The 20,262-nt window shown below is 68.4% G+C and carries 18 protein-coding genes; 8 read left to right on the forward strand and 10 right to left on the reverse strand.

Translation table 11 applies throughout. The features are described 5' to 3' along the window. Window positions 1-334 precede the first annotated feature (334 nt). Window positions 335-2,722, forward strand: a complete 2,388-nt coding sequence (locus HND91_RS06385) for a polysaccharide biosynthesis tyrosine autokinase (protein ID WP_181705723.1) — start codon at window positions 335-337, stop codon at window positions 2,720-2,722. A gap of 49 nt (window positions 2,723-2,771) precedes the next feature. On the opposite strand, the gene HND91_RS06390 is transcribed toward HND91_RS06385, so the two are convergent. The 3 genes from HND91_RS06390 to HND91_RS06400 form a co-directional block, all read right to left on the reverse strand. Beyond that, window positions 2,772-3,899 (reverse strand): GumK N-terminal domain-containing glycosyltransferase, encoded by a 1,128-nt coding sequence (locus tag HND91_RS06390; RefSeq protein ID WP_181705724.1) that lies wholly within the window; start codon window positions 3,897-3,899, stop codon window positions 2,772-2,774. Window positions 3,900-4,143: 244 nt separating this feature from the next. Next, entirely contained in the window at window positions 4,144-5,247 is a 1,104-nt protein-coding gene (locus HND91_RS06395; RefSeq protein WP_181705725.1) for a glycoside hydrolase family 5 protein, read from the reverse strand. A gap of 9 nt (window positions 5,248-5,256) precedes the next feature. Beyond that, a complete protein-coding gene (locus tag HND91_RS06400) occupies window positions 5,257-6,582 on the reverse strand; it encodes a hypothetical protein (protein WP_181705726.1) in 1,326 nt (441 codons plus the stop codon). 245 nt (window positions 6,583-6,827) lie between these two features. Here HND91_RS06400 and HND91_RS06405 point away from each other — a divergent pair, with 245 nt between their 5' ends. Beyond that, window positions 6,828-7,769: a 1-phosphofructokinase family hexose kinase gene (locus HND91_RS06405; RefSeq protein WP_181705727.1), complete on the forward strand. Its 942-nt coding sequence runs from the start codon at window positions 6,828-6,830 to the stop codon at window positions 7,767-7,769. A gap of 200 nt (window positions 7,770-7,969) precedes the next feature. After that, a complete protein-coding gene (locus HND91_RS06410; protein ID WP_181705728.1) occupies window positions 7,970-8,167 on the forward strand; it encodes a hypothetical protein in 198 nt (65 codons plus the stop codon). A gap of 25 nt (window positions 8,168-8,192) precedes the next feature. Here HND91_RS06410 and HND91_RS06415 read toward each other — a convergent pair whose 3' ends face one another. The 3 genes from HND91_RS06415 to HND91_RS06425 form a co-directional block, all read right to left on the reverse strand. Next, window positions 8,193-8,945: a metallophosphoesterase family protein gene (locus HND91_RS06415; protein WP_181705729.1), complete on the reverse strand. Its 753-nt coding sequence runs from the start codon at window positions 8,943-8,945 to the stop codon at window positions 8,193-8,195. Beyond that, window positions 8,938-9,645 (reverse strand): nucleotidyltransferase family protein, encoded by a 708-nt coding sequence (locus HND91_RS06420; RefSeq protein ID WP_425485424.1) that lies wholly within the window; start codon window positions 9,643-9,645, stop codon window positions 8,938-8,940. The genes HND91_RS06415 and HND91_RS06420 overlap by 8 nt, the downstream gene beginning before the upstream one ends. Window positions 9,646-9,826: 181 nt before the next feature. Then, window positions 9,827-11,671, reverse strand: a complete 1,845-nt coding sequence (locus HND91_RS06425; RefSeq protein ID WP_181705730.1) for a WecB/TagA/CpsF family glycosyltransferase — start codon at window positions 11,669-11,671, stop codon at window positions 9,827-9,829. A 341-nt stretch (window positions 11,672-12,012) separates the two neighbouring features. On the opposite strand from HND91_RS06425, the gene HND91_RS06430 reads away from it, so the two are divergent. From HND91_RS06430 to HND91_RS06445, 4 genes are all read left to right on the forward strand, one after another. Next, window positions 12,013-12,561 carry an MgtC/SapB family protein gene (locus tag HND91_RS06430; protein ID WP_181705731.1) on the forward strand — a complete coding sequence of 183 codons (549 nt, stop codon included), beginning with the start codon at window positions 12,013-12,015 and terminating at the stop codon, window positions 12,559-12,561. A 26-nt stretch (window positions 12,562-12,587) separates the two neighbouring features. After that, a complete protein-coding gene (locus HND91_RS06435) occupies window positions 12,588-13,094 on the forward strand; it encodes a vitamin K epoxide reductase family protein (protein WP_181705732.1) in 507 nt (168 codons plus the stop codon). 341 nt (window positions 13,095-13,435) lie between these two features. Beyond that, a complete protein-coding gene (locus HND91_RS06440; RefSeq protein WP_181705733.1) occupies window positions 13,436-14,491 on the forward strand; it encodes an alpha/beta hydrolase in 1,056 nt (351 codons plus the stop codon). Between the two features lie 245 nt (window positions 14,492-14,736). Continuing rightward, on the forward strand, window positions 14,737-14,919 hold the full coding sequence (locus tag HND91_RS06445) for a hypothetical protein (protein ID WP_181705734.1): 183 nt from the start codon (window positions 14,737-14,739) through the stop codon (window positions 14,917-14,919). 18 nt (window positions 14,920-14,937) lie between these two features. Here HND91_RS06445 and HND91_RS06450 read toward each other — a convergent pair whose 3' ends face one another. The 3 genes from HND91_RS06450 to glf form a co-directional block, all read right to left on the reverse strand. Continuing rightward, the gene (locus HND91_RS06450; RefSeq protein ID WP_181705735.1) at window positions 14,938-17,154 is read right to left on the reverse strand and encodes a GumC family protein; all 2,217 of its coding nucleotides are present in this window, start codon (window positions 17,152-17,154) and stop codon (window positions 14,938-14,940) included. A 25-nt stretch (window positions 17,155-17,179) separates the two neighbouring features. Continuing rightward, window positions 17,180-18,013, reverse strand: a complete 834-nt coding sequence (locus HND91_RS06455; protein ID WP_210272615.1) for a metallophosphoesterase family protein — start codon at window positions 18,011-18,013, stop codon at window positions 17,180-17,182. Between the two features lie 158 nt (window positions 18,014-18,171). Next, complete coding sequence (gene glf / locus HND91_RS06460; RefSeq protein ID WP_181705736.1) at window positions 18,172-19,317, reverse strand: UDP-galactopyranose mutase; 1,146 nt, start codon at window positions 19,315-19,317, stop codon at window positions 18,172-18,174. A gap of 216 nt (window positions 19,318-19,533) precedes the next feature. Here glf and HND91_RS06465 point away from each other — a divergent pair, with 216 nt between their 5' ends. Continuing rightward, entirely contained in the window at window positions 19,534-19,866 is a 333-nt protein-coding gene (locus tag HND91_RS06465) for a PepSY domain-containing protein (protein WP_181705737.1), read from the forward strand. Window positions 19,867-19,931: 65 nt separating this feature from the next. Here HND91_RS06465 and HND91_RS06470 read toward each other — a convergent pair whose 3' ends face one another. Next, the gene (locus tag HND91_RS06470; RefSeq protein WP_281379039.1) at window positions 19,932-20,246 is read right to left on the reverse strand and encodes a PilZ domain-containing protein; all 315 of its coding nucleotides are present in this window, start codon (window positions 20,244-20,246) and stop codon (window positions 19,932-19,934) included. Window positions 20,247-20,262: the final 16 nt, after the last annotated feature.

Raw genomic sequence — 20,262 nt, forward strand, 5'->3', positions numbered from 1 at the left:
AGGAACACGTAACTATATGTGAGACAAGTCTGTCTTGCCTCTTCGGCTGAAGTCTCGCCGGTCGCGCGGCGTTGTTTCTGCCCCACCGACGCCTCAATCATAATGCAGAGGGGTGGCTTCAGAAGTCATGGGCACGCTGTTCCGCTCACTGCATTTTCGGAAATAGTATGCTATTGGATGGGCGCTTGGGTTCGCTGCGGCCCGTCGCCGAGACTTGTGCGTCACTCCGATTGCGCGAATTGACAATATCTATGACTCTATTTGCAATCCCGGCTTCAGCCAGGACCGAGATGCGGGTGAGGGTCGAGCAGCACGCCGGTCCGATGGGGGTCCCATGTTGAAAGAAGTCGACCAGGCTGCGGTCTACGACATCATCCCGAACACCGACGCGGGTGGGACCACGCTGGACATCGACTGGATCCTGGCGGCGGCCCGCCGGCAGATGAAGGTGGTCGGGCTCGCGGCGCTGAGCGGCCTCCTGCTCGGCACCGTGTTCGCACTGACGTCGACCCCCGTGTACACGGCCCGGACCACGGTGCTGATCGACGGCCTGAAGTCCAACACCCTCGGCGAGGCGGAGCCGGGCAGCAACTTCCTGTTCGAGTCGAGCGGCGTGGACAGCCAGGTCCTGGTGGTGAAGTCGGAGAAGGTCGCCAACGCGGTCATCAACGAGCTCAACCTCCTGGAGGACCCGGAGTTCAACGCGGACACCTCCAGCCTCCTCGACAAGATCAAGGGCACGGTGATCGGGACCATCACCAACCTCCTGACCTTCGGCGGCGGGGGCGGCCAGCTGCCGGACGAGGCGCAGAACTTCGTGAACCGGCGGATCGCCGTTGAGCGGCTGATCGGCAACACCAGCGTGGAGCGGGTCGGCAACAGCTTCGTCATAGACATCACCTACACGTCGCCCTTCCCCTACAAGGCCGCCCAGATCGCCAACGCGGTGGCGGACGCCTACATCGACGACCAGCTCGGCTCGAAGTACGACGCCACCCGGCGCGCCAGCGAGTGGCTGGAGACGCGTATCCAGGAGCTGCGCCAGCAGTCCCTGACGTCCGACCTCGCCGTGCAGAAGTTCCGCGCGGAGAACAACCTGACGTCGTCCGAAGGGCGGCTCCTCAGCGACCAGCAGCTGTCGGAGGTGAACAACCAGCTCATCCTCGCCCAGGCCGCCACCAAGCAGGCGGAGGCGCGCTACATGCGCCTGAAGAGTATCCTGGACAAGGGCGAGATGGAGGCGGCGGTGGCGGAATCCCTCGCCAACCCGGTCATCACCGACCTGCGGACCCGCTACCTGGAAACCTCCAAGCTGGAGGCGGACATCACCAACCGGCTCGGCCCGGAGCATCTCCAGGCGGTGAATCTCCGCAAGGAGATGGAGGAGTACAACCGGCTGATGTTCGAGGAATTCGGCCGCATCGCCGAAAGCCTTCGGAGCGAGCTGGAGATCGCCCGCACGCGCGAGAACTCCATCCGCGAGGGCCTGAACAACCTCGTTGGCCAGTCGTCCGAGACCAACCAGATGCTGGTGACGCTGCGCGAGCTGGAGCGCGAGTCGCAGACCTACAACCGCCTCTACCAGGACTTCCTCGCCCGCTATCAGGAGGCGCTGCAGAAGCAGTCCTTCCCGGTCAGCGAGGCGCGCATCATCACGCCCGCCACCCAGCCGCTCGGCCCGTCGGCGCCCAAGAAGGGCCTGATGGTGTTCGGCTCGCTCTTCTTCGGCCTGATGATGGGCGTCGGCATCGGCGCGCTGCGCGAGTTCCGCGACCGGGGCTTCCGGACCGGCCAGCAGGTGGAGCAGCTCGGCCTGGAGTTCCTGGGCGTCCTGCCGCGGTCCGGCCCGCCCACGCCGACCGATCTGTCGGCCAAGGGCAAGCTCGCGTCGCGCCTCACGGGGGGCGGCAAGCCCGCCAAGACGGCGCGGCCGCTGGCCGACCTGTCGACGAACGTCGTCCACATGGAATATGCCCGCAACCGGGCGCGCAGCCCCAATCCGGTGCCGGCGATCATGCGCCGCGCCACCCTGGCGCCGCTGTCGCGCTTCTCCGAGACGCTCCGGGCCACCAAGGTGGCGATCGACATCGCGACCGTGGACCACCGGCCGAAGGTGATCGGCATCGTGTCGCTGCTGCCCGGCGAGGGCAAGACGACCGTCTCCAAGAACCTCGCCAGCATGATCGCCCACCAGGGCGGCCGCACCCTGCTGATCGACGGCGACCTGCGCAACCCGGGACTCAGCCGCGCCATCGGGGCGACGGTGGACGTGGGCCTCGCGGAGGTCCTGCTCGACCAGGTGCCCTACGAAGACGCGCTCCTCATCGAGCCGGACACCCAGCTGTCGGTGCTGCCGGTCTCCGGCCGCCAGCGGATCACCCACTCCAGCGACCTCCTCGCGTCGGGGGGCATGCGGTCGCTGATCAAGGAGGCGGGCCAGTCCTACGACTACGTGCTGGTCGACCTGCCGCCGATCGGCCCGGTGGTGGACGCCCGCGCGGCGGCCGGCACCTTCGACGGCTTCATCTACGTGATCGAGTGGGGCGCCACGAGCCGCAGCTCGGTGCGCCGCGCGCTCCAGGCCGAGGCGGCGATCGCCCGCAAGTGCATCGGCGTGGTGCTGAACAAGGTCGATGCCGAGACCATCAACCTCTACGAGACGACGGAATCCGCCTACCACGACCACGCCCGCTACAGCGCCTACTACCGCGACCCGCACTGACGCGGGACGCGGAGGGCGACCAAGGGCGAGGCATGCGGGGGCGCGGCCGTCAGGCCGCGTCGCGCACGAGGGCGGTGTCGCGGAAGGCGGCCGGATCGACCAGCCGGGCGACCACGTCCGGCCAGGTCAGCGGGATCACCGGCTCGAAAGCGGCGTCGGGCGCCAGCGCGCGCCGGAAGGCGTCGATGATGGAGGCCGGATCGCCCGGCCCGTAGCCGAAGCGTCCGCGATAGTCTCCGACCGCGAAGTCCGGGCAGACCGCCGGAAGCCCCAGATACCCATACTGCATCAGCTTCATGCTGGAGTCCGACAGGTAGCCGGACTCGTGGTCCTTCCGGTAAGGCGCGACGCCCACGTCCGCGTGCTTCAGGTAAGGGATCGTGTCCTCGAAGGGCATCCGGCCGTGCTCGCGGACGTTCGGCGCCGTCTCGCCGAGGGGCGGCGTGCCGATCAGGTGGAAGTCCACGTCCGGAAAGGCCCTGGCGGCGGTGGTGAACACCAGCGGGTCGAACAGCATGGATCCGACGGTGACCACGTTCCGTCCCCGAGCGTAGGGGCTCGGCGCCTCCGTCGCGAAGGCCGCCACGTCGACGCCATGGGGCACGAAGTGGACCGGCCGGCCGAAGCCGCGGAAGTGATCCGCCATGGCGCGCGCGACGACCACGACGGCGTCGATCGCGGCACGGTCGCGGAAGAGCATGCGATCGATGTGCGGGTGGGCGTTGACGGTCTCGTTGAGATCCGACGCCAGATAGACGATCCGGGCGTTCGGGGCGGCCCGGCGCATGCGCCCGACGAAGGCGGCGCTGAGGCCGGACTCCACCACGATCACGTCGGACTGGGCCGCCGCCTCGTCGACGGTCTTCGACGGCCAGTTCACCCAGGCGTCGAACATCCGGTTCATCACCGGCTCCAGGGGACCGAGACCCCGGCCGAACGGATGGACGGCGGTCTTCCAGAGATAGGTGTCGATGCCGTTCACCGCCTCCCAGCGGTTGGACCGGCCGTTGAGGTCGGCCCGGCGGTCGCCGACGATCAGCGAGAGCGCGCTGAAGCCGACAGAGAGGAAGCGGGTGGTCCAGCCCGCGTCGCGGAAGCTGTCCGCGATGAAGTGCATGTTGGCGCGCCAGCCCGTCCGGTAGTCGTGTCGGGTCAGGATGAGGACCGTACGCGCCATGACATGTCTCCACTGCGAAGCCGCTCGCGGCCCGCGTCCCCCGCCCGTCCGCCCGGGTCTTTAGCAGCCCCCGCCGCCGTTCTCCGGTCAAGTCGAATGGCTCGATCGACCAGAGGATGCTCCAGCCTGGTCGGTCTGGAGCGGTTTCTCGTCGACCTGACGTCCGTGAGGTCCGAAAGCGCTCTAGAGGCCGGCTGCGGCCAAACTGGGGCCGCCCCGCCGACGCCGGGCGGACCGCCCGGGCTCACCTGAACTCGACGAGGAGCGGGGTCTGGGGCTTGTCGCCCCGGTTGTCCGGCTCCACGCTGAAGTGGTAGTCGCCCCACCAGGCTCCGGCCGCCCAGTAGGCCCAGCCGATCCAGACGTCCTTGTTGTCCGCCATGTGCTGGAGCAACGCCCTCCCCTCCACGAGCCCCTCGGGCGAGCGCGGAAAGCCGAACTCGCCGAGGAAGCCCTTCACTCTCTTGGACCGGGCCCAGTCGGTGAAAGCCTTCAGCCGGGTGGCGCCCGCGCCGGCGACCACGCTGTTGGTGGTGCCCGAGCTGTCGCTGTCCAGATACTGGTGCACCTCGAAGACGAAGTTGTTCGCCGGATCCCTCACCTTGAGCATCACGGTGTCGTTGTCGCTGCTCACCCAGGAATGGGCGCCCGACCAGTAGGACCCGGGCACCATGATGAGCTGGCGGGCGCCGGCCTTGCGGATCGCCGCGATGGCGGCGTTGGCGCCGACGAGCCATTCGCTGGCGCTCTGCCGGTTGGGCTCGTTCATCAGGCCGAAGATGACGTTCCGCCGGTCCTTCAAGCGTTTGGCCACCTCCGTCCAGGCGGCCACGAAGGCCTTGGTGGCCTTGGCGTCGCGGCCGATCAGACCGCCGCCGTCCATGCCGCCATACTGGTGGAAGTCGATGAGGATGTAGGTGCCCGTCTTGTTGGCGTGCGAGATGATGTTGACGAGTTCGGTCCAGTCGGCCGTCCGCTTTCGGAAGTCCGAGCCGAGAATGCGCGAGGTGAGGACCGGCACGCGGATCACCTTGAAGCCCTTGCCGGCCCAGTAGGTGATCTGGGAAGCGCTCGGGTACACGTAGTCGAAGTTCATCCGGGTCGCGCCGGGATTGAACTCGGCTCCGGCGATGTTCACGCCGGTGATCCAGAGGTTCGGCGCGGCCCGCGCGGGCGACGCTCCGGCGACCGCGAGACCGAGGGCGACGAGCGACGCCAGGAGCGCGCCGGCCCGCGGCCGGGCGACGGCGGAAAGGCGCTCAGCGGACCGCGGACGGCCGGGGGCGCGTGGACGGCCGAGGGCCCGCGACAGGGCGCCGGCGAGGCTGCCGGAACGGAACGCATGCATGCTGAAACCTCATCCGTGTACGCGAGGAGGCGACGAGAACGACCGGTTCGCGAATCCCAGCCGATGGACCGGCCTCGCCGCCCTCGCCGCAAGGCGGGCGCCGGCCGGGAGGGCGACGTCCCGGGCGAGCGCTCCATAGGTGAACCAGAGAAGACCGGCCGTCTTGACCGAGAAAAGGGAATTGGAGACCAACAGATTGAGCGCGATATAGGCGCAGACCCCGTGCAGATAAATAACGGAGGACTTGTTCTGGTACTTGATCCCGAAGGCGATCATGCACCAGATCAGGAGAACGCCGAAGATGGACTGGCTGTAGAGGAGATAGGCGAGGCCGCTGTCCATGACGTTGTAGGCGAGGTTCGGCGCCAGCCCCATCAGGTCGACGAACCGGAAGTTCATGATCGCCTCGTAGCTGAACACGAGGCGGCCCTGGAAGGTGTCGCCGTCATAGCGCCAGCCGAGGATCAGGATGGCGGAGATGACCGCCACGAGCACGCCCGGCAGATAGAGCGCGTTCACGTAGCGGGGCATCATCAGCGACAGCCAGCGGAGCGCGATCACGAGCAGGATGGTCACCGTCGCGAACCGGCCGTCGCAGCCGACCAGGATCATGAAGGTGCTGACCGCGAGGAAGATCCGCTGCCGCGTGTTCAGGTAGCTCCAGACGGCGACGATGATCATCGACACGATGACGCAATAGTTGCCGAGGGAGACCGGCTCCAGGAAGACCGACGACAGGCGGTGGATGTCGAGGAAGCCCATCAGGAAGCGCTCGCCCGGGCGGGTGGCGCTGGCGAACAGGGTGGAGCCCTCGTTCCAGAACTGCTCCTCGGAGAAGCCGCGCGTGTCGATGTAGTAGCGGACGATGTTGAAGAGGTTGCCGTAGCTTTCCGGCAGGATCGCCTCGTAGAGCATGACGAGGAGAACGACCCACTGGAGCCGGATCACCACGCGGATCACGTCCTTGCGGGTCGCCGACAAGCCGAGCACCACAAAGATCGGGATCACGAGGACGTCGCGGGCGAACTTGGGGTCGATGACCCCGCTCATGACGCCGAGCATGAGATTGAGGCCGAGCAGCGCCGCCCCGGCCAGGAGCCACGCCTCCTTGGCCTTGGTGATGTGACGGCAGCCGATCGCGACCGCGTAGGCGTAGAGAAGCGCCTCGCAGACGATCACGATGCTCGAGCTGATCCGCATGCCGTGGGCGTTCAGGAAGGCGAGCCCGGCGTTGAAGACGGCCGCGCCGAGGATGATCGCCGTGAAGTGGTCGATGCGGATCTGAGGCAGCCTGACAGACCGGCTCGCTTTCAGGGGCGGCAGTCTGGCGTGCATGAAGCTCCCTTCTCGGCTGCGGTGCCGGCCGGCACGAAACACTCTGGCCGGACGTCCGGCCGCGCGCCTGGCGGCGCTGGACATATAAATCCTACCGCATACCTCGTCCGCATGCCACCCGCGGGGTGCGGGAAGCGTGCCAGTTTGGTCCATCCGCATCCTTGCCGACATGACGGGGTCACGGCTCGGCCGATAGAGTCGCCCCGGCGCCCGGCCCCTCCGGCGCGCCCGACGCGCGAGGGTCCATGGAAACGATCGTGACGCTGACGCTCAATCCGGCGGTGGACGGCTCCGCCGACGCGGAGGTGGTGCGGCCCACCCACAAGATCCGGACCACGAACGAGCGCTACGATCCGGGCGGCGGCGGCATCAATGTGTCCCGGGTGATCCAGTCGCTGGGCGGCGACGCCCTGGCGGTCTACCTCGCCGGCGGCGCGACCGGGTCGGTGCTGGACGAGTTGCTGGACGCGCGCGGCCTCCGGCGCCTGCGGCTGCCGATCCGGGATCATACCCGCGTCAGCCATGCGGTGCACGAGCGGTCCACCGGGCTGGAATACCGGTTCGTGCCTGAGGGTCCGCTGGTCGCGGAGGCGGAATGGACGGCGTGCCTGTCGACCGTGGCGGACCTCGACTGGCACGTGCTGGTGGCGAGCGGCAGCCTCGCCCGCGGCGTGCCGGAGGACGTCTACGTCCGGCTGCAGCGTCTCGCCGCCGGCCGGGGCGGCAAGCTGGTGCTGGACACGTCGGGGCCGGCCCTCAAGGCGGCGCTGCAGCACGGCGGACTTTATCTGGTGAAGCCGTCGATCGGCGAGTTCGAGAGCCTCGTCGGCCGCACGCTCGGCACGAAGGCCGAGGTGGGCACCGCCGCGGCGGACCTGGTGACGGCGGGACGCGCCGAGATCGTGGCCGTCACCCTCGGGCACGAAGGCGCCGTCCTGGCGACGGCCGGCGAGACGCTCTACCTGCCGGCGCCGGACGTGGAGGCGCGCAGCGCCGTCGGGGCCGGCGACAGCTTCGTGGCGGCCATGACCTACGCGCTCTCGCTGGGCCGGCCGGCGGCCGAGGCTTTAGCACTCGGTGTCGCGGCCGGATCCGCCGCCGTGCTCTCGCCCGGCAACGACCTCTGCGCCAAGCCCGACGTGGACCGGCTGTTCGAGGTCGTGAACGGGACGGCGGTGCGGCTCTGAGCGCCGGGACGCCCTCCCCTTCGGCGAATCCGGGGATTCCCAGGGCGCGGGCGCCCGTCGTCCAGTTCGGCGAAAACGAATCCCACGGGAGGCGCCGTGGACGCGACGCCATTGCGGATCGTGGCGAGACTATGGAATTGACTTAGTCGACTGAGGTAGTCGACAATAAGGACATGTTAACGGATCTCCGGAGGCCGCCCATGTCCAGCATCGAGACGCCGATCGGACCGGTTCCCCTGAACCGGGAAGCCCGCCCCGCGGCGCGCCGCGCCCGGTCCGGGTCTTTCCTCGACCTGGCGCTGGTGGTGCTGGCTTTCGGCTTCGTGGTGGCCCTCACCCTCGCGCCGGTGCTGACGCCGGCCGTGCAGCCGGCCTCCTCCGTCGTTCACGCGGAGTAACGGCTCGGACCCGGCGCGGGGCGGGTCAGATCTCCAGAAGGGCGTAGGGGCGACCGGTCGGCTTCTCGATATGGCTCGCCACGTTGTAGACCGCGTGCCCGCGGGGCGTGCGGCCCTCGAAGCGCCCCCGATGGGCGTGGCCGTGCACGATGGCGTCGACCTTGAAGCGGTCGATGGTCTCGGCGAGCCGGGAGGAGCCCAGGAAGGGGAAGATCTCCGGCGGCTCGCCCTCCACGGTCTCCTGGATCGGCGCGTAGTGGAGCACCACCAGCGAGCGCTCGGCCCGCACGCCGCGCATGGCGATCTCCAGCTGCATCGCCTCATGCATGGCCTCGGCGACGAAGTTCTTGATCGCCGCTTCGCCGAAGCTGCCGAGCATGCGCGTGCCGAACCCGCCGGCGAAGCCCTTGGTGCCGACGAAGCCCACCCCGTCGATCTCCGTGCTGGAGCCCTCCAGGAGCTTCAGTCCGGCATGGCAGAGAATGGTGCGCACCTCCTCCACCTTGCCGGCCTCGTGGTCGTGGTTGCCGAGCACGCCCACCATCGGGATGGAGCAGGCGCGGAACTGCTCCGCCAGCCGGTCCGCCTCCTTGGGCGAGCCTGTGTCGGTCAGGTCGCCGCAGAGGACGAGCACGTCCGCCTCCTTGGACACCTCGGCGAAGAGGTCGCGGACCGGACCGAGATCGCTGGTCTCCTTGACGTGTATGTCGCCGATGGCCGCGATCTTCAGTTTGCGCTTCGGAGCGAGGTCACCATCGACAGCCGCCAGTTCAACCATTGCGCCATTCTCCTTCACCACCAACGTCCGCGAAGCCCCACTCGTCCACGGCGATCGCATAGTCCACGCGGGACAGCATCCGCCCGCGGCAGACCTTCATGTCCGGCGGCGGCAGCGACATCTGGTGGCGGAGGCGGTCGAGCAGTTCGTCCATCAACCAGCGCGGAACGCGGTCGCGCTCGGTCGGATAGATCCAGCGGAAGTTGAGGAGATGGGTGAGCAGCACTTCCCAGTGCAGCTCCATGTAGTTCAGCAGCCGGTGCCAGTCGATCGCGTCGTGCTGCTTCAGGATCACGTGGACGATGTCCGCCCCGTCGTAGCGGTGCCGGAGCTGGATGAAGGCCTTGGACCAGATCAACTCGGTCGGCCCGACGATCCGGACCGTGCTGCCGAACAGTTCGATCTGGCGCGCGTCCTCGAACCAGGCGTCGTTGACCGGCATGGTGCCGTTCGACGAGGCGAAGATGACGTCGAAGAAGAGTTCGCCCTTGTGCACCTTGCCGAGCCAGCGCTCGTCCTCGATCGTCACCGCGTAGCCGAGATCCTGGAAATTCGACAGGATGCGCGGGTAGTCGCCGGCCTTGCAGAACACGTCGAGGTCCTTGGTGGACCGCGTGATGCCGGTGTAGGCGCTGACCGCATAAGTGCCGGCAAGCAGGAAGGGCAGCCCCATGTCGGTGAGCTGCTTCAGGGCCGTCACATAGAAGGCCTCGGCCTCCGGATTGATCAGCTGAGGCGCCGCTGCGGCTTGGATCAGTTGAATGGGAGCCTCCTCAAGGCCGGAACGGGAGCGTCGACGCCCCAGGTGTCCCAGACAAGTCCGACAAAAGCGGTCCGGTTCCCGATGGCGTCGGACCGGCGGCCCGACGCCGAGGCGGCCATCAGATGCGCTGGCCGCTCATGTACTGGTTGAACACCCGGAACAGGAACGCCACTCCGTCGATGAGATAGCGCCGGCAGAGACGCCGGGGTTCCAGGGTCATCCGGAACAGCCACTCCAGACGGTTCCGGCGCAGCCATTCGGGCGCGCGGGGCTTGTTCTCGGAGGCGAAGTCCAGGAAGGCGCCGACCGCGAAGGCGACCGCGCAGCCGGTGGCGTCCGCGTTCTGCGACAGCCAGTCCTCCTGCTTCAGGTTGCCCATGCCGCAGAGCAAGGTGTCGGCCCCGGAGCGGCGGATGTCATCGACCACGGCGGCGTTCTCCGCCGGGTTGAAGAAGCCGTCCCGGACGCCGACGATCTCGTGACGCGGGAAGCGCTTCTTGAGCGTCTCCGCCGCCAGGGCGGCGACGCCCGGCTTGCCGCCGAGGAGGAAGATCCGCAGGCGCCGCGGCGTCGCCTGGAGATAGGTCGGGCAGAAGTCGGTGCCGTTCAGATTGTCCGGGAAGGGCGACCCGAACAGGAGCTTGCTGGCGATGTCGACGCCGAGGCCGTCGTTCAGCACCAGGCTGTTGGCGAGGAGGGCCTCGCGATCGTCGCGGCCTCGGATGAGGTTCAGGAAATTGGCGTTTGCGAAGTAGACCTTCAGCGTACCGCCGGACTGGCGGGACCGGTCGATGTAGCTCACCGCCTCGTTCGACGACAAGGCGGCGATCTTCACGCCAAGAAGGGTTCGGGTCTCGATCCCGAGCACGTCCTTGTAGACCGTCTCGACCTGCTTGACTGCAGCGCTCATCTCAAACAATCGGGCACTTGCCTCCAGTTCTGACCGGGTGGTCGTGAAGTCGTCGATCGAGTCCCAGGTGGACAGGATCTGGCGAGCGGCGGCGTCCGGCGACGCGAAGTCGACGATGCTGCCGTAGTTCGTCTTGCCGACGAGCGTCCGGTAGGGCGCGATGTCGTTGAGAAAGGGGTAGAGGCCAGCCGCCATGGCCTCCACGGCGGCGATGCCGAAGCCCTCGTATTCGGACGCGCTGAGGAAGACCGAGCAGCGCGCCATCAGGGTGCGGATCTCCTCGTTGGAGTATCCGACCGCGAGCACGACCCGGTCGCGCAAGCCGGCCCCGTCGACGAGCGACTGCACGTAGGCGCCGTCCAGATCGTCGTTGCGGCCGACGATCACGAGCCGCCATTCCGGGTCGAGGTCGACCATGCGCCGGAACGTCTCGACGATCCGGTCCATCCGCTTGTTGCGCGAGAACCGGCTGATCGCGATGGCGGTCTTGGTCTTGGAGACGGCGCCGGCGTCCACGAACTTGTCGATGTTCACCCCGTTCGGGATGGTGATGATGCCGTGGGTCCGGATCGCGTCGAACGTGGCCCGGTCCTGCTCGCTGACGCAGATCACCGCGTTGTAGGAGCAGATCATCAGGCGCGTGACGGTCTGGAAGTAGACCTTCTTGAGCAGGCCGAACTTTTCGGTGTGGAAGAACCCGCCGTGGGTGGTGACCACAAGCGGCAGCCGCCGGAAGAAGCCGATCAGGCCGAAGAAATCGAACGCGAAGTCGATGGCGTGCACATGAAGCACATCCGGCTCGCCGATGTGACGCACCATGGCGGGCGCGATCGGATAGCGACGAGACCCGACAAATGGAACGCGAACGACTTCGACACCGTCGATGGTGTCGGTGCGGCTCAGTGTTCGATCAGGGTCCGCAAAGCTTCTATCAAGGGTAACGACTCGGACACGATGACCCGCCCTCACCTGCGCAGCAGCAAGGTCATGCACAGCAAATTCAAGCCCCCCGGCCTGAGGCAGATACTGCCGCACCACGTGAGTTATCTTCATCAATGCACGCTCAATCCGCTGTATGCCTACTCCAAGTACAAGCTTTCTATTATGCGCTATTAAGAAAATACCGTTCGCAATTCGCGTCTATACACACCGGAGCAAAGCAAAAGCGACGATGGATGGCGTCAGACCGAGCCCCGAAATCTGCGGTCATGAATAGGCTCCCATCCGTCTAACTTCAAGCAAATATGCTGATACATTGATGTGTCATCCGTAAGGCACTGGTCGGGCCGAAACGGGATTGGGGCGTGCGCGGGAGCCTGAGGGTGCGGAAAGTGGCAGGGAACCGGCGCGCCTTCGGCTGGTTCAGTCCTCCGCGACGAGACGCGGAGGCAGACATGGACGAGCAGACGATGCTGTTGCGGATGACGCTCGCGGCGCTGGGCGGCATGGCCCTTGGCATCGACCGGGAGATTCGCGGCATCTCCGCCGGCCTCAGGACTCACGCGCTGGTGAGCACCAGTTCGGCCATGATCGTCGTCTCGGCGCTCATCATGGCGGAGGAGTTTCATGACACGAGCGGCATGAACACCGACCCGCTCCGCGTGGTGCAGGGCCTCGCCCAGGCGATCGGCTTCATCGCGGCGGGCGCGATCTTCGTCGCCAATGGCAGTGTTCGGAACCTCACGTCCGCCGCCAACGTGTGGCTCGCGGCGGCGGTGGGGATCGCCGCCGGCGCCGGTCAGTACAGCCTCGCGGCGTTCGGCGTCGGGTTCGGGCTCGTCCTGCTCGTGGTGGTGCGCAGCTTCGAGCACTTCCTGCCCGGCCGCGCCAGCCACGCGGACGAAGCGATGGACACGGATCCGCCGCCGTCCGACGCGGACCCGGCCACCCACGGCAGCCGCATCCGCGCCTCCCAGCGGCGCTGGGACACCTCCGGCCGGTGAGCCCGGACACCAGGAAAGGAATGGCCATGGACCCGAATCAACTGAGCCGCGAACTCCGCCTCGGCACCGGGCAGGACCTCGCCAACCGGCGCCGCATGATCGGCCTCTCGATCCTGGGCGCGGCCATCGGCGGCCTGGTGGGCGCCTATCAGACCGGCATGGTGCGCACGCTGCCGGACCCGCCCGTCGGCCCGTTCGACAGCGCGCGGGTGGACGCCTCGGCCTACGGCTACCGCCGGCTGGACACGCCCGACGGCTTCCTGATGATGATCACCTACGCGGTCACGGCGGCGCTCGCGGCCGCCGGCGGTCGGCGCCGGGCCGAGGCGCAGCCTTTCCTGCCGCTGATGACGGCCGGAAAGGCGCTCTACGACGTGGTCACCTGCGCCCGGCTCGCGCGGGAGGAGTGGGCCGAGAACAAGGCGCTCTGCGCCTACTGCCAGCTCGCCACCGTGGCGTCGGTCGTCACCTTCGCGCTGTCCCTGCCGGAGGCGGCGCGCGCCGCCCGGGCGCTCGGACAGCGGAGCCGGTGACCAGGCGGCCGCCCTGGCCCGCTCGGCGTTTCACGCGATCGTCAGCCGCCCGGCTGCCTGTTTCCGCCCGGAGTGTGACCGGGCGGCCATAGGTTCGGGCAAGCGGTAAGGATCGCAACAGCTTGGCCGCAGCCACGCTCCAGCTTGCCGGCGGGCCAAAGGCACGCGGCCGACGCTTCGGCGCGCCCATCCCTGACAGTTTTCGGATCGTCGGAACAGGAGCCCTTCGCAATAGGACGGATTTCGCCTCAGACACCGATTTGACACGGTTCGGCCCGGCCGGGATGCCAAACGCGCATCGAGGCCGAAGGTTCCAACCAATTTTTTTCAAGACGGTGACGATGCGGCATCTCCTGCTCTCCATTGCTCTCCTTGTCGCCGGGACGTCGGCCGCGTCCGCCGGCGTGGTCGAGTTCAAGGCCTTCGACAGCCCGGCCCTCGGCCGTACCCTCCCGACGGCCGTCTACGTGCCCGAGGGCGCGCCGCCGGTGGGCGGCTGGCCGGTGGTCTATCTCCTGCACGGGCACAACGGCAACGAACGGTCGTGGGTGGACCTCGGCGCCATCGAGGAGACGCTCGACCGGCTGATGGCCAAGGGCGGCGACCTCGACCCCGCGCTCGTGGTCATGCCGGACGCGGAGAACAGCTGGTACGTGGACAGCGAGGCGGCCGGCGGCCCCGGCGACTACGAGACGGCCCTGACGCGGGACCTGCGCAAGGCCGTGGAAGCCGCCTACCCGGTGCGCACGGACCGGACCGGCCGGGCCGTGGTGGGCCTGTCCATGGGCGGCTTCGGGGCGCTGCGGCTGGGGCTCACCCATCCGGACCTCTACGCGGTCTCGGCCAGCCTTTCCGGGGCGATCTGGCAGAACATCCCGCAGGCGTTGGCGGGCCGGTCCCTGGACGACCTGAAGGCGGTGCAGAACGAGACCTATCTCAACCGGCTCGACGAGGCGACCATGACGGCCGGGGTCATTCTGCCGTCCGTGGGCGACCACTACGAGGGAGCGTTCGGGACGCCGTTCGACGCAGGGCGGTTCAACGCGCTCAACGTGTTCACCCTTCTGGCGAAGCAGGTGGCGGCGAGCGCCCGGCTGCCGGCCTTCTACATCGCGTGCGGAGACGACGACGGCCATGGCCTATGGCGCGGCGCGGTGGCGTTCTACACCGCCCTGAAGGCGAACGGCGAGCAGGCGGAGCTGCGGATCGCCGACGGGGATCACATCTGGCCGGTCTGGGCGCGGGACGTGGTGGGCGCCCTCGCCTATGTGGAGGAGCAGCGCGAGGCGGGCGACGCCGTCGTGACGGCTCCGGTCCCGGCGGACGACCGGCCGGCCGCGACGCCCGCGGCGGCCGTGCTGGCGCTGGACGAGAAAGCGCCGGTGGTGGCCCGCTGACGGCGGATGGGCGAGCGGTCTTAACCGGCCGTTCACCCTGGTTCCGCTAGACCGTTCTCCGATCAAGTCGCACGACTTGAACGCCGAGAGAATGCTCCAGCGTACTGAATCCGCAGCGGTTTCTTGTGACGCGGCGATTCCGTCAGGTCGGAAAGCACTCGAGGCGAGAGAGGATCCGGCCGCGCGGGAACACCCGCCTGCCCGGGTGTTTCGACCGGCGAAGCCTCCTTCCACGCGGAGCCCCGATGCCGACGCCCTCGCCCATCGACGAGCCCTCCTCGGCCGATCCGGACGCGCGCCCCACGCCGCGGAGCCTCGGCGGGCGTCTTCTCGACGCTTGCCTCGGCGCGGTTCTCCATGGGGCACTGGCGCTCGCCGGCGCGGTGATCGACCGGGCCGAGAAAGCCGACCGGTCCCGCCGCCGCTGAGCGCGCGGAAGGGATACGTCAGGTCGGGGCCGAGTGGTAGTAGCCCTGGTACTTGCCCCGGTAGCCGGTGGCACCGCCCTCGGTCTGGTTCAGGACGGCGCCGATGACGAGCTGGTCCCCCCCGGCCGCCCTCAGGTCCGACACGGCGGCCCGCACCTCCCGCTGGGACGTGCTGGCGTAGCGGACCACGAGCACGGCCAGATCGGCGTAGCTCGCCAGATATTGGGAATCGACGACCGGAAGCACGGGCGGCGTATCGAGGACGACCACGTCGAAGCGATCGCGCACGAGGTTGATCAGGCGCTTGAACCGGCCGGACTCGATGAGGCTGTCTGTCGGCACCCGGTTCGGCCGAGAGCCGAGGATCATCTGCATGCCGGTGGCCTCGTCGACGGTGACGAAGTCCCGGAAGTTTAAGGTGTCGACGGCCTGGGACAGGAAGTCGATCAGGCTGGTGGACGGCTCCACGCCCACGGCCGCGGCGACGGCCGGGCGGCGGAGGTCGCAGTCGATGAGCGCGGTCCGCCGGCCGGTGATCGCGAAGGCGCGGGCGAGCGCGACGGCCGTGGTAGTCTTTCCTTCCGCCGGAACCGCGGAGACCACCATCACCAGGATGGCCTTGCCCCGTCCGCTCGGATCCGCGTCGCCGGCGCGCGTCATCAGCTCCACCGCGAGCCGGGTCCGCCGGATGGATTCGCTGTAGGCCGACAGCGGCCTTCGGACGAGTTCGAAGGCGATCTCCGGGCGGGTCTCGTCGCCCTTGGCGCCGACGTTGAGGAGAGGCACGGTCGAGATTGCCGGGACGCCGGACACGGCCTCCAGCTGGTCCTCGCTGGTGAAGCCGCCGACGAAGTTCTCGTACACGAAGGCGAGGCCGACGCCGAGCCCGAGCGCCGCCAGGAAGGCGCCCGACAGGATGAGCTGAATCTTGGGGGCGCTCGGCCGCGTGGGCGCGGTCGCCACCGAGACGATGCGGCTGTCCGGGAGCTGCAGGTCGGCCTGGGCCTCCGCGTCGCGCATGCGCTGGAGCAGATCCTGGTAGAGGCCGCGGGTGACGTCCGCCTCCTTCTGGAGCCGGTACAGGTCCGACACCATTTCGGTCGGCAGATTGTTCGCGAGCACGGTTTCGCGAAGCTGATCGCGAAGCTTGTTCTCCTGCTCCTGGGCCACCTGGGACTGCAGGCGCAGCTTCTCGATCTCCTCGGACACCTGCTTTCCGAGGTCGGTCTCGATCCTGGCGAGCTGTCCCTGAAGGTCGAAGGCCTGCGGCGTGTCCGTGCCGGCGGCCTGGAGGCTGCGGACCAGAGCGGACCGCTGCTGCTCCAGGGATTTCACCGCTTCGGAGCTGAGCTCGCGGGCGATCGCCTCCCAGTCCTTCTGCTCCTGGTAGCGGCCGAGCACGGAACTGAGGCTGCCTGCGCGGATGCCCTGGCTCTTCGCGGCCTCCAGCTGCATGCGGAGGGCGACGAGATCGGCCCGGTTGCTCTCGCTGGCGATCGCTTCCAGGTTGGTGGTGACGAAGCCGTCGATCTTCTCCTCGATGGCGTCGATCTCCCCGGAGGCCCGGCTGAGACGCCGGTTGAGGGCGTCCCGGGCGCCGAGCGCGTTCGCCACCTTGGCGTCGATCTGCTGTTGTATGTAGACCCGGGCGGCGGTGTTGGCGAGTTGGGCCGCCTTCGCGGGGCTGATGGAACTCGCCTGGACGGAGATCAGGTAGGTGCGGCCCAACCGGCTGACCACGAAACTCTCCCGCAGACTGTCGAGGACCTTCTGAACGGCGCGCTCGCCATCCTGGAGGCTGGCTCGGTCCGACAGGCCGAGGACCACGAGAACCTGGTCCCGCAGGCCGAGCTTCGGGGCGAATTCCGGATCGGTCATCAGCGTGAGGTCCGACAGGACCGCCAGCAGCGTGCTGTCGGACCTCAGGATCTCCACTTCGCTCTCCACCCGCCCGACATCCGCCGACATGTTGGTCTGGAGTTCCGGGTCGAGGATGTTCTTCACCCGCGGGTCCACGAAGACGAGAGCGGTGGACGTGTACACGGGCACCTGGGTGAACACGAAGAGCGCGGCGAGCGCCATCACCAGTGCGAGGGTCGCGAGGATCAGCCGGGACTGCCTCCGGACGGTGCCGAGGAGCAGGCGGATGTCCACCTCGTTCCCCGCCGGTTCGGCCTGGAGGTCGACATCCGGGCGGGAAAGGTTGGAGGCCCGGTCTGTCGGCACCTGACGCATGCGACCCCGCTGCAACGCCTGGACGTCAATGGGAACGTTGGTGGAGGTCGGCGGCGCTGGACGCCGGCGCCCGCCGGGAGACGCCCAGGATTGCGGGCGGTTCGTCGCCGACGAGCCGGACCGCGCAGAGCCGGCCCGTCGCGAAAGCGCCCGTGTCGATGCCGATGCGATGGCGCAGGACCGTGGGTTCGGGCGTCGGCGTGTGTCCGTGCACCACCGGGAGGTCGAGGCCGTGGTTTCGGCTCAGGAACGGCTCCCGGATCCAGAGGAGGTCGCTTTCGGTCTGCGCCGCCAGCGGAACGCCGGGGCGGACGCCCGCATGGACGAACAGGTGGCGGCTGGTGCGGACGGTCAGCGGCAGCGCCTCCAGGAAGTCCACGTGCGCCCTCGGCAGATGGGCGGCGACGATGTCGGCGCGACGCCGGGCCGACGCCGCCTGGAGGAAGGCGACCGGCACCCCGTACGACCGCAGCGTCTCGCCGCCGCCGTGCTCCAGCCATCCGTCGTCCGCCGGATCGCTCAGCCAATCGAGCAGCATGGCCTCATGGTTGCCGAGGAGGCACAGGCGTTCGACGCCGTCGTCGGGCTGGTCGCTCAGGTGATCGAGCACGGCGGCGCTGTCCGGCCCGCGGTCGATCAGGTCGCCGAGGTAGAGGATGAGAGCGCGCGTCCGGCGGGCGCGCGCGTCCTGCAGGATGCGGGCCTCCAGGGCATGGAGGAGATCGGCGCAGCCATGGACGTCGCCGACCGCGTAGATCGAGGCGTCGTCGGGCGCGACGACATGGCGATCCGGGTCCGGAACTGCGTCGCGGGCGGCGGCGCGGGCGGACCCCAGCAGGCGATCCAACAGGCGGAACAAGAGACGGCACCTCGGGATTGCTGCGGCTCGGACGTGGATCCGGACCGAGTGGCGGTCGAGACCATCGGTCCCGATCAGCTGCACCTTACGGATGGAAACGTTACATTGCAACTAATTACAATAGCATCCGCCGGCCGGGCCCGGGTGCGACCGCCCGCTCACCTTCCGCCGGCGTCGTCCGTCCGCCATCCCGGTCCGCGCGTGTGCCGCTCGAACGCGGCGCGGGCGGAGCCGATGACCTGGTGCATGTCGTAGTAGCGGTATTCGGCGAGCCGCCCCCCGAAAAGGACGCCGGGCTCGTCGCGCCCGCGCTCCTGGTAGAGCTTGAAGCGACGGGTGTTCTCCGCGTCGTTCACCGGATAGTAGGGCACCGCGGACCGCGACCAGGGCTCGGGATACTCATAGGTCACCACCGTCGCCGGCTGCTGACCGAAGGCGAAATGCTTGTGCTCGATGATTCGGGTGTAAGGCACGTCGGCGTCGCAGTAGTTGATCACCGCGTTACCCTGGAAGTTGGGCGTCTGGAGGACCTGGGTGTCGAACCGCAGGGTCCGGTACTCCAGTTCCCCGTGCTCGAAGCCGAAATATTCGTCGATCCGCCCGGTGAACACGAGCGTCCGCCCGAGCGAGCGGAGGTCGGCGCGATGGGCGAGGAAGTCGACGCCGAGGCGGACCTCCACGCCGTCCAAAAGAGCGTCGAAGAGGCTGGTGTAGCCGGTCTCGGGGATTCCCTGATAGCGGTCGGCGAAATAGTTGTTGTTGTAGGTGAAGCGGAGCGGCAGCCGCTTGATGATCCAGGCCGGCAGGTCGCGCGGCTCGCGCATCCACTGCTTGCGCGTATAGCCCTGGATCAGCAGGCGGTAGATGTCGGTCCCGACGAGGCTCAGCGCCTGCTCCTCCAGGTTGGCGGGATCCCGGTCGAGGCGCAGCCGCTGGCCGTCGATGATGGCCGCCGCCTCGTCCGGACGGGTGACGCCCCAGAGCTGGTTGAAGGTGTGCATGCTGAAGGGCAGCGAGTAGAGCCGCCCGTCCGCGTAGGCCATCGGCGCGTTGACGAAATTGTTGAAGCGCACGAAGCGGTTCACGAACGACCAGATCCAGTCGTCGCTGGTGTGGAAGATGTGCGCCCCGTAGCGGTGGACGGTGATGCCCTCCACCTCCTCCGTGTAGCAGTTGCCGCCGATGTGCGGTCGACGGTCCACCACGAGGCAACGCCGGCCGGCGTCGGTCGCCAGCCGGGCGAAGGTCGCGCCGAACATGCCGGCACCGACGATGACGTAGTCGTAGGCCCAGTCCGATCCCATCGCCGTCCCCCCACCCTGTCCGGCGCCGAACCCCGTCCTGCAGGGCGAATCGCGCGGAGCGGCATCGTCAATTTTGCACAAGGCTCCGGGCCGGTGCGAGCCCCGCGCCCATCGGGCGCAGGGCCTCCTTCGGCGGGTGGGAACGGCAGCGCTGGCGAGCGCGTTTTCCGCGGGAGGCTGCCGCCCTTCCGGCGCGGCCGAACGAGGAGAGTATCCATGCGTAGGAGCATTCTCGCCGCAGCCGCGACGGCGCTTCTCATGGCAGCCCCGGCGGGCGCGCAGACGGTGGAGTTCGGTCGGGACGGCGTGCGCGTGCTTCCGCCCGGCTATTCCGAGCGCTACGACCGCCGCGACCGCTACGAGCGTCGCCGGGAGATCAGCTCGCGGCAGGCCGCCCGGATCGCGCGCGAAGCCGGCATGCGCGAAATCGACGAGATCCGCGGACGCCGCAACTCCTACCGGGTGATCGGCGTCGATCGCCGGGGCCGCGACCTCGCCGTGGACGTGGACCGCTGGTCCGGCGAGATCCTGCGGGTGCGTCGCGGCTGACGGACGAAGCAGACCGGCCGGGCGGGAGGGCGGCGACATCGCCCTGGCGCCCGGCGCGGACGGGCTCAGTCGAGCATCTGCACCGGGCCAAGCTTCGGCCGGAACCGCAGGCCCGCGAAGCGACCATCGCGCCAGACCACGTCGGCGATCACGGCCTCGCGCAGGCGCGGGAAGTGGAGCCGCACCACGTCGTCGAGCGATCGATGCTCCGGGATCCGGATACGACATCCGGTGGGGCTGAGATCCACCACGTCGCACGGAAAGGCCCACTGTCCGGACAGGACGGAGACCTTGATCATGCACGGTCTTCGGTTGATCCGACGGTTGTCGCTCGATGCGGTCACGCCAAGGCCCCCCTTTGGCGCACGCCGTCCGGGCATCACGGCGCACGTCGGC

It is taken from the genome of Chthonobacter rhizosphaerae (assembly GCF_013839525.1).
GTDB lineage: Bacteria > Pseudomonadota > Alphaproteobacteria > Rhizobiales > Pleomorphomonadaceae > Chthonobacter > Chthonobacter rhizosphaerae.

Bases quoted from the DNA above. Each gene is read 5' to 3' on its own strand.
- HND91_RS06435 (WP_181705732.1), top strand. From the start codon at position 12,588: ATGGACCCGAATCAACTGAGCCGCGAACTCCGCCTCGGCACCGGGCAG.
- HND91_RS06445 (WP_181705734.1), top strand. From the start codon at position 14,737: ATGCCGACGCCCTCGCCCATCGACGAGCCCTCCTCGGCCGATCCGGAC.
- HND91_RS06470 (WP_281379039.1), bottom strand. From the start codon at position 20,246: ATGCCCGGACGGCGTGCGCCAAAGGGGGGCCTTGGCGTGACCGCATCG.
- HND91_RS06400 (WP_181705726.1), bottom strand. From the start codon at position 6,582: ATGCACGCCAGACTGCCGCCCCTGAAAGCGAGCCGGTCTGTCAGGCTG.
- HND91_RS06430 (WP_181705731.1), top strand. From the start codon at position 12,013: ATGGACGAGCAGACGATGCTGTTGCGGATGACGCTCGCGGCGCTGGGC.
- HND91_RS06465 (WP_181705737.1), top strand. From the start codon at position 19,534: ATGCGTAGGAGCATTCTCGCCGCAGCCGCGACGGCGCTTCTCATGGCA.
- HND91_RS06440 (WP_181705733.1), top strand. From the start codon at position 13,436: ATGCGGCATCTCCTGCTCTCCATTGCTCTCCTTGTCGCCGGGACGTCG.
- HND91_RS06405 (WP_181705727.1), top strand. From the start codon at position 6,828: ATGGAAACGATCGTGACGCTGACGCTCAATCCGGCGGTGGACGGCTCC.
- HND91_RS06390 (WP_181705724.1), bottom strand. From the start codon at position 3,899: ATGGCGCGTACGGTCCTCATCCTGACCCGACACGACTACCGGACGGGC.
- HND91_RS06395 (WP_181705725.1), bottom strand. From the start codon at position 5,247: ATGCATGCGTTCCGTTCCGGCAGCCTCGCCGGCGCCCTGTCGCGGGCC.
- HND91_RS06385 (WP_181705723.1), top strand. From the start codon at position 335: ATGTTGAAAGAAGTCGACCAGGCTGCGGTCTACGACATCATCCCGAAC.
- HND91_RS06450 (WP_181705735.1), bottom strand. From the start codon at position 17,154: ATGCGTCAGGTGCCGACAGACCGGGCCTCCAACCTTTCCCGCCCGGAT.
- glf (WP_181705736.1), bottom strand. From the start codon at position 19,317: ATGGGATCGGACTGGGCCTACGACTACGTCATCGTCGGTGCCGGCATG.
- HND91_RS06425 (WP_181705730.1), bottom strand. From the start codon at position 11,671: ATGAAGATAACTCACGTGGTGCGGCAGTATCTGCCTCAGGCCGGGGGG.
- HND91_RS06410 (WP_181705728.1), top strand. From the start codon at position 7,970: ATGTCCAGCATCGAGACGCCGATCGGACCGGTTCCCCTGAACCGGGAA.
- HND91_RS06415 (WP_181705729.1), bottom strand. From the start codon at position 8,945: ATGGTTGAACTGGCGGCTGTCGATGGTGACCTCGCTCCGAAGCGCAAA.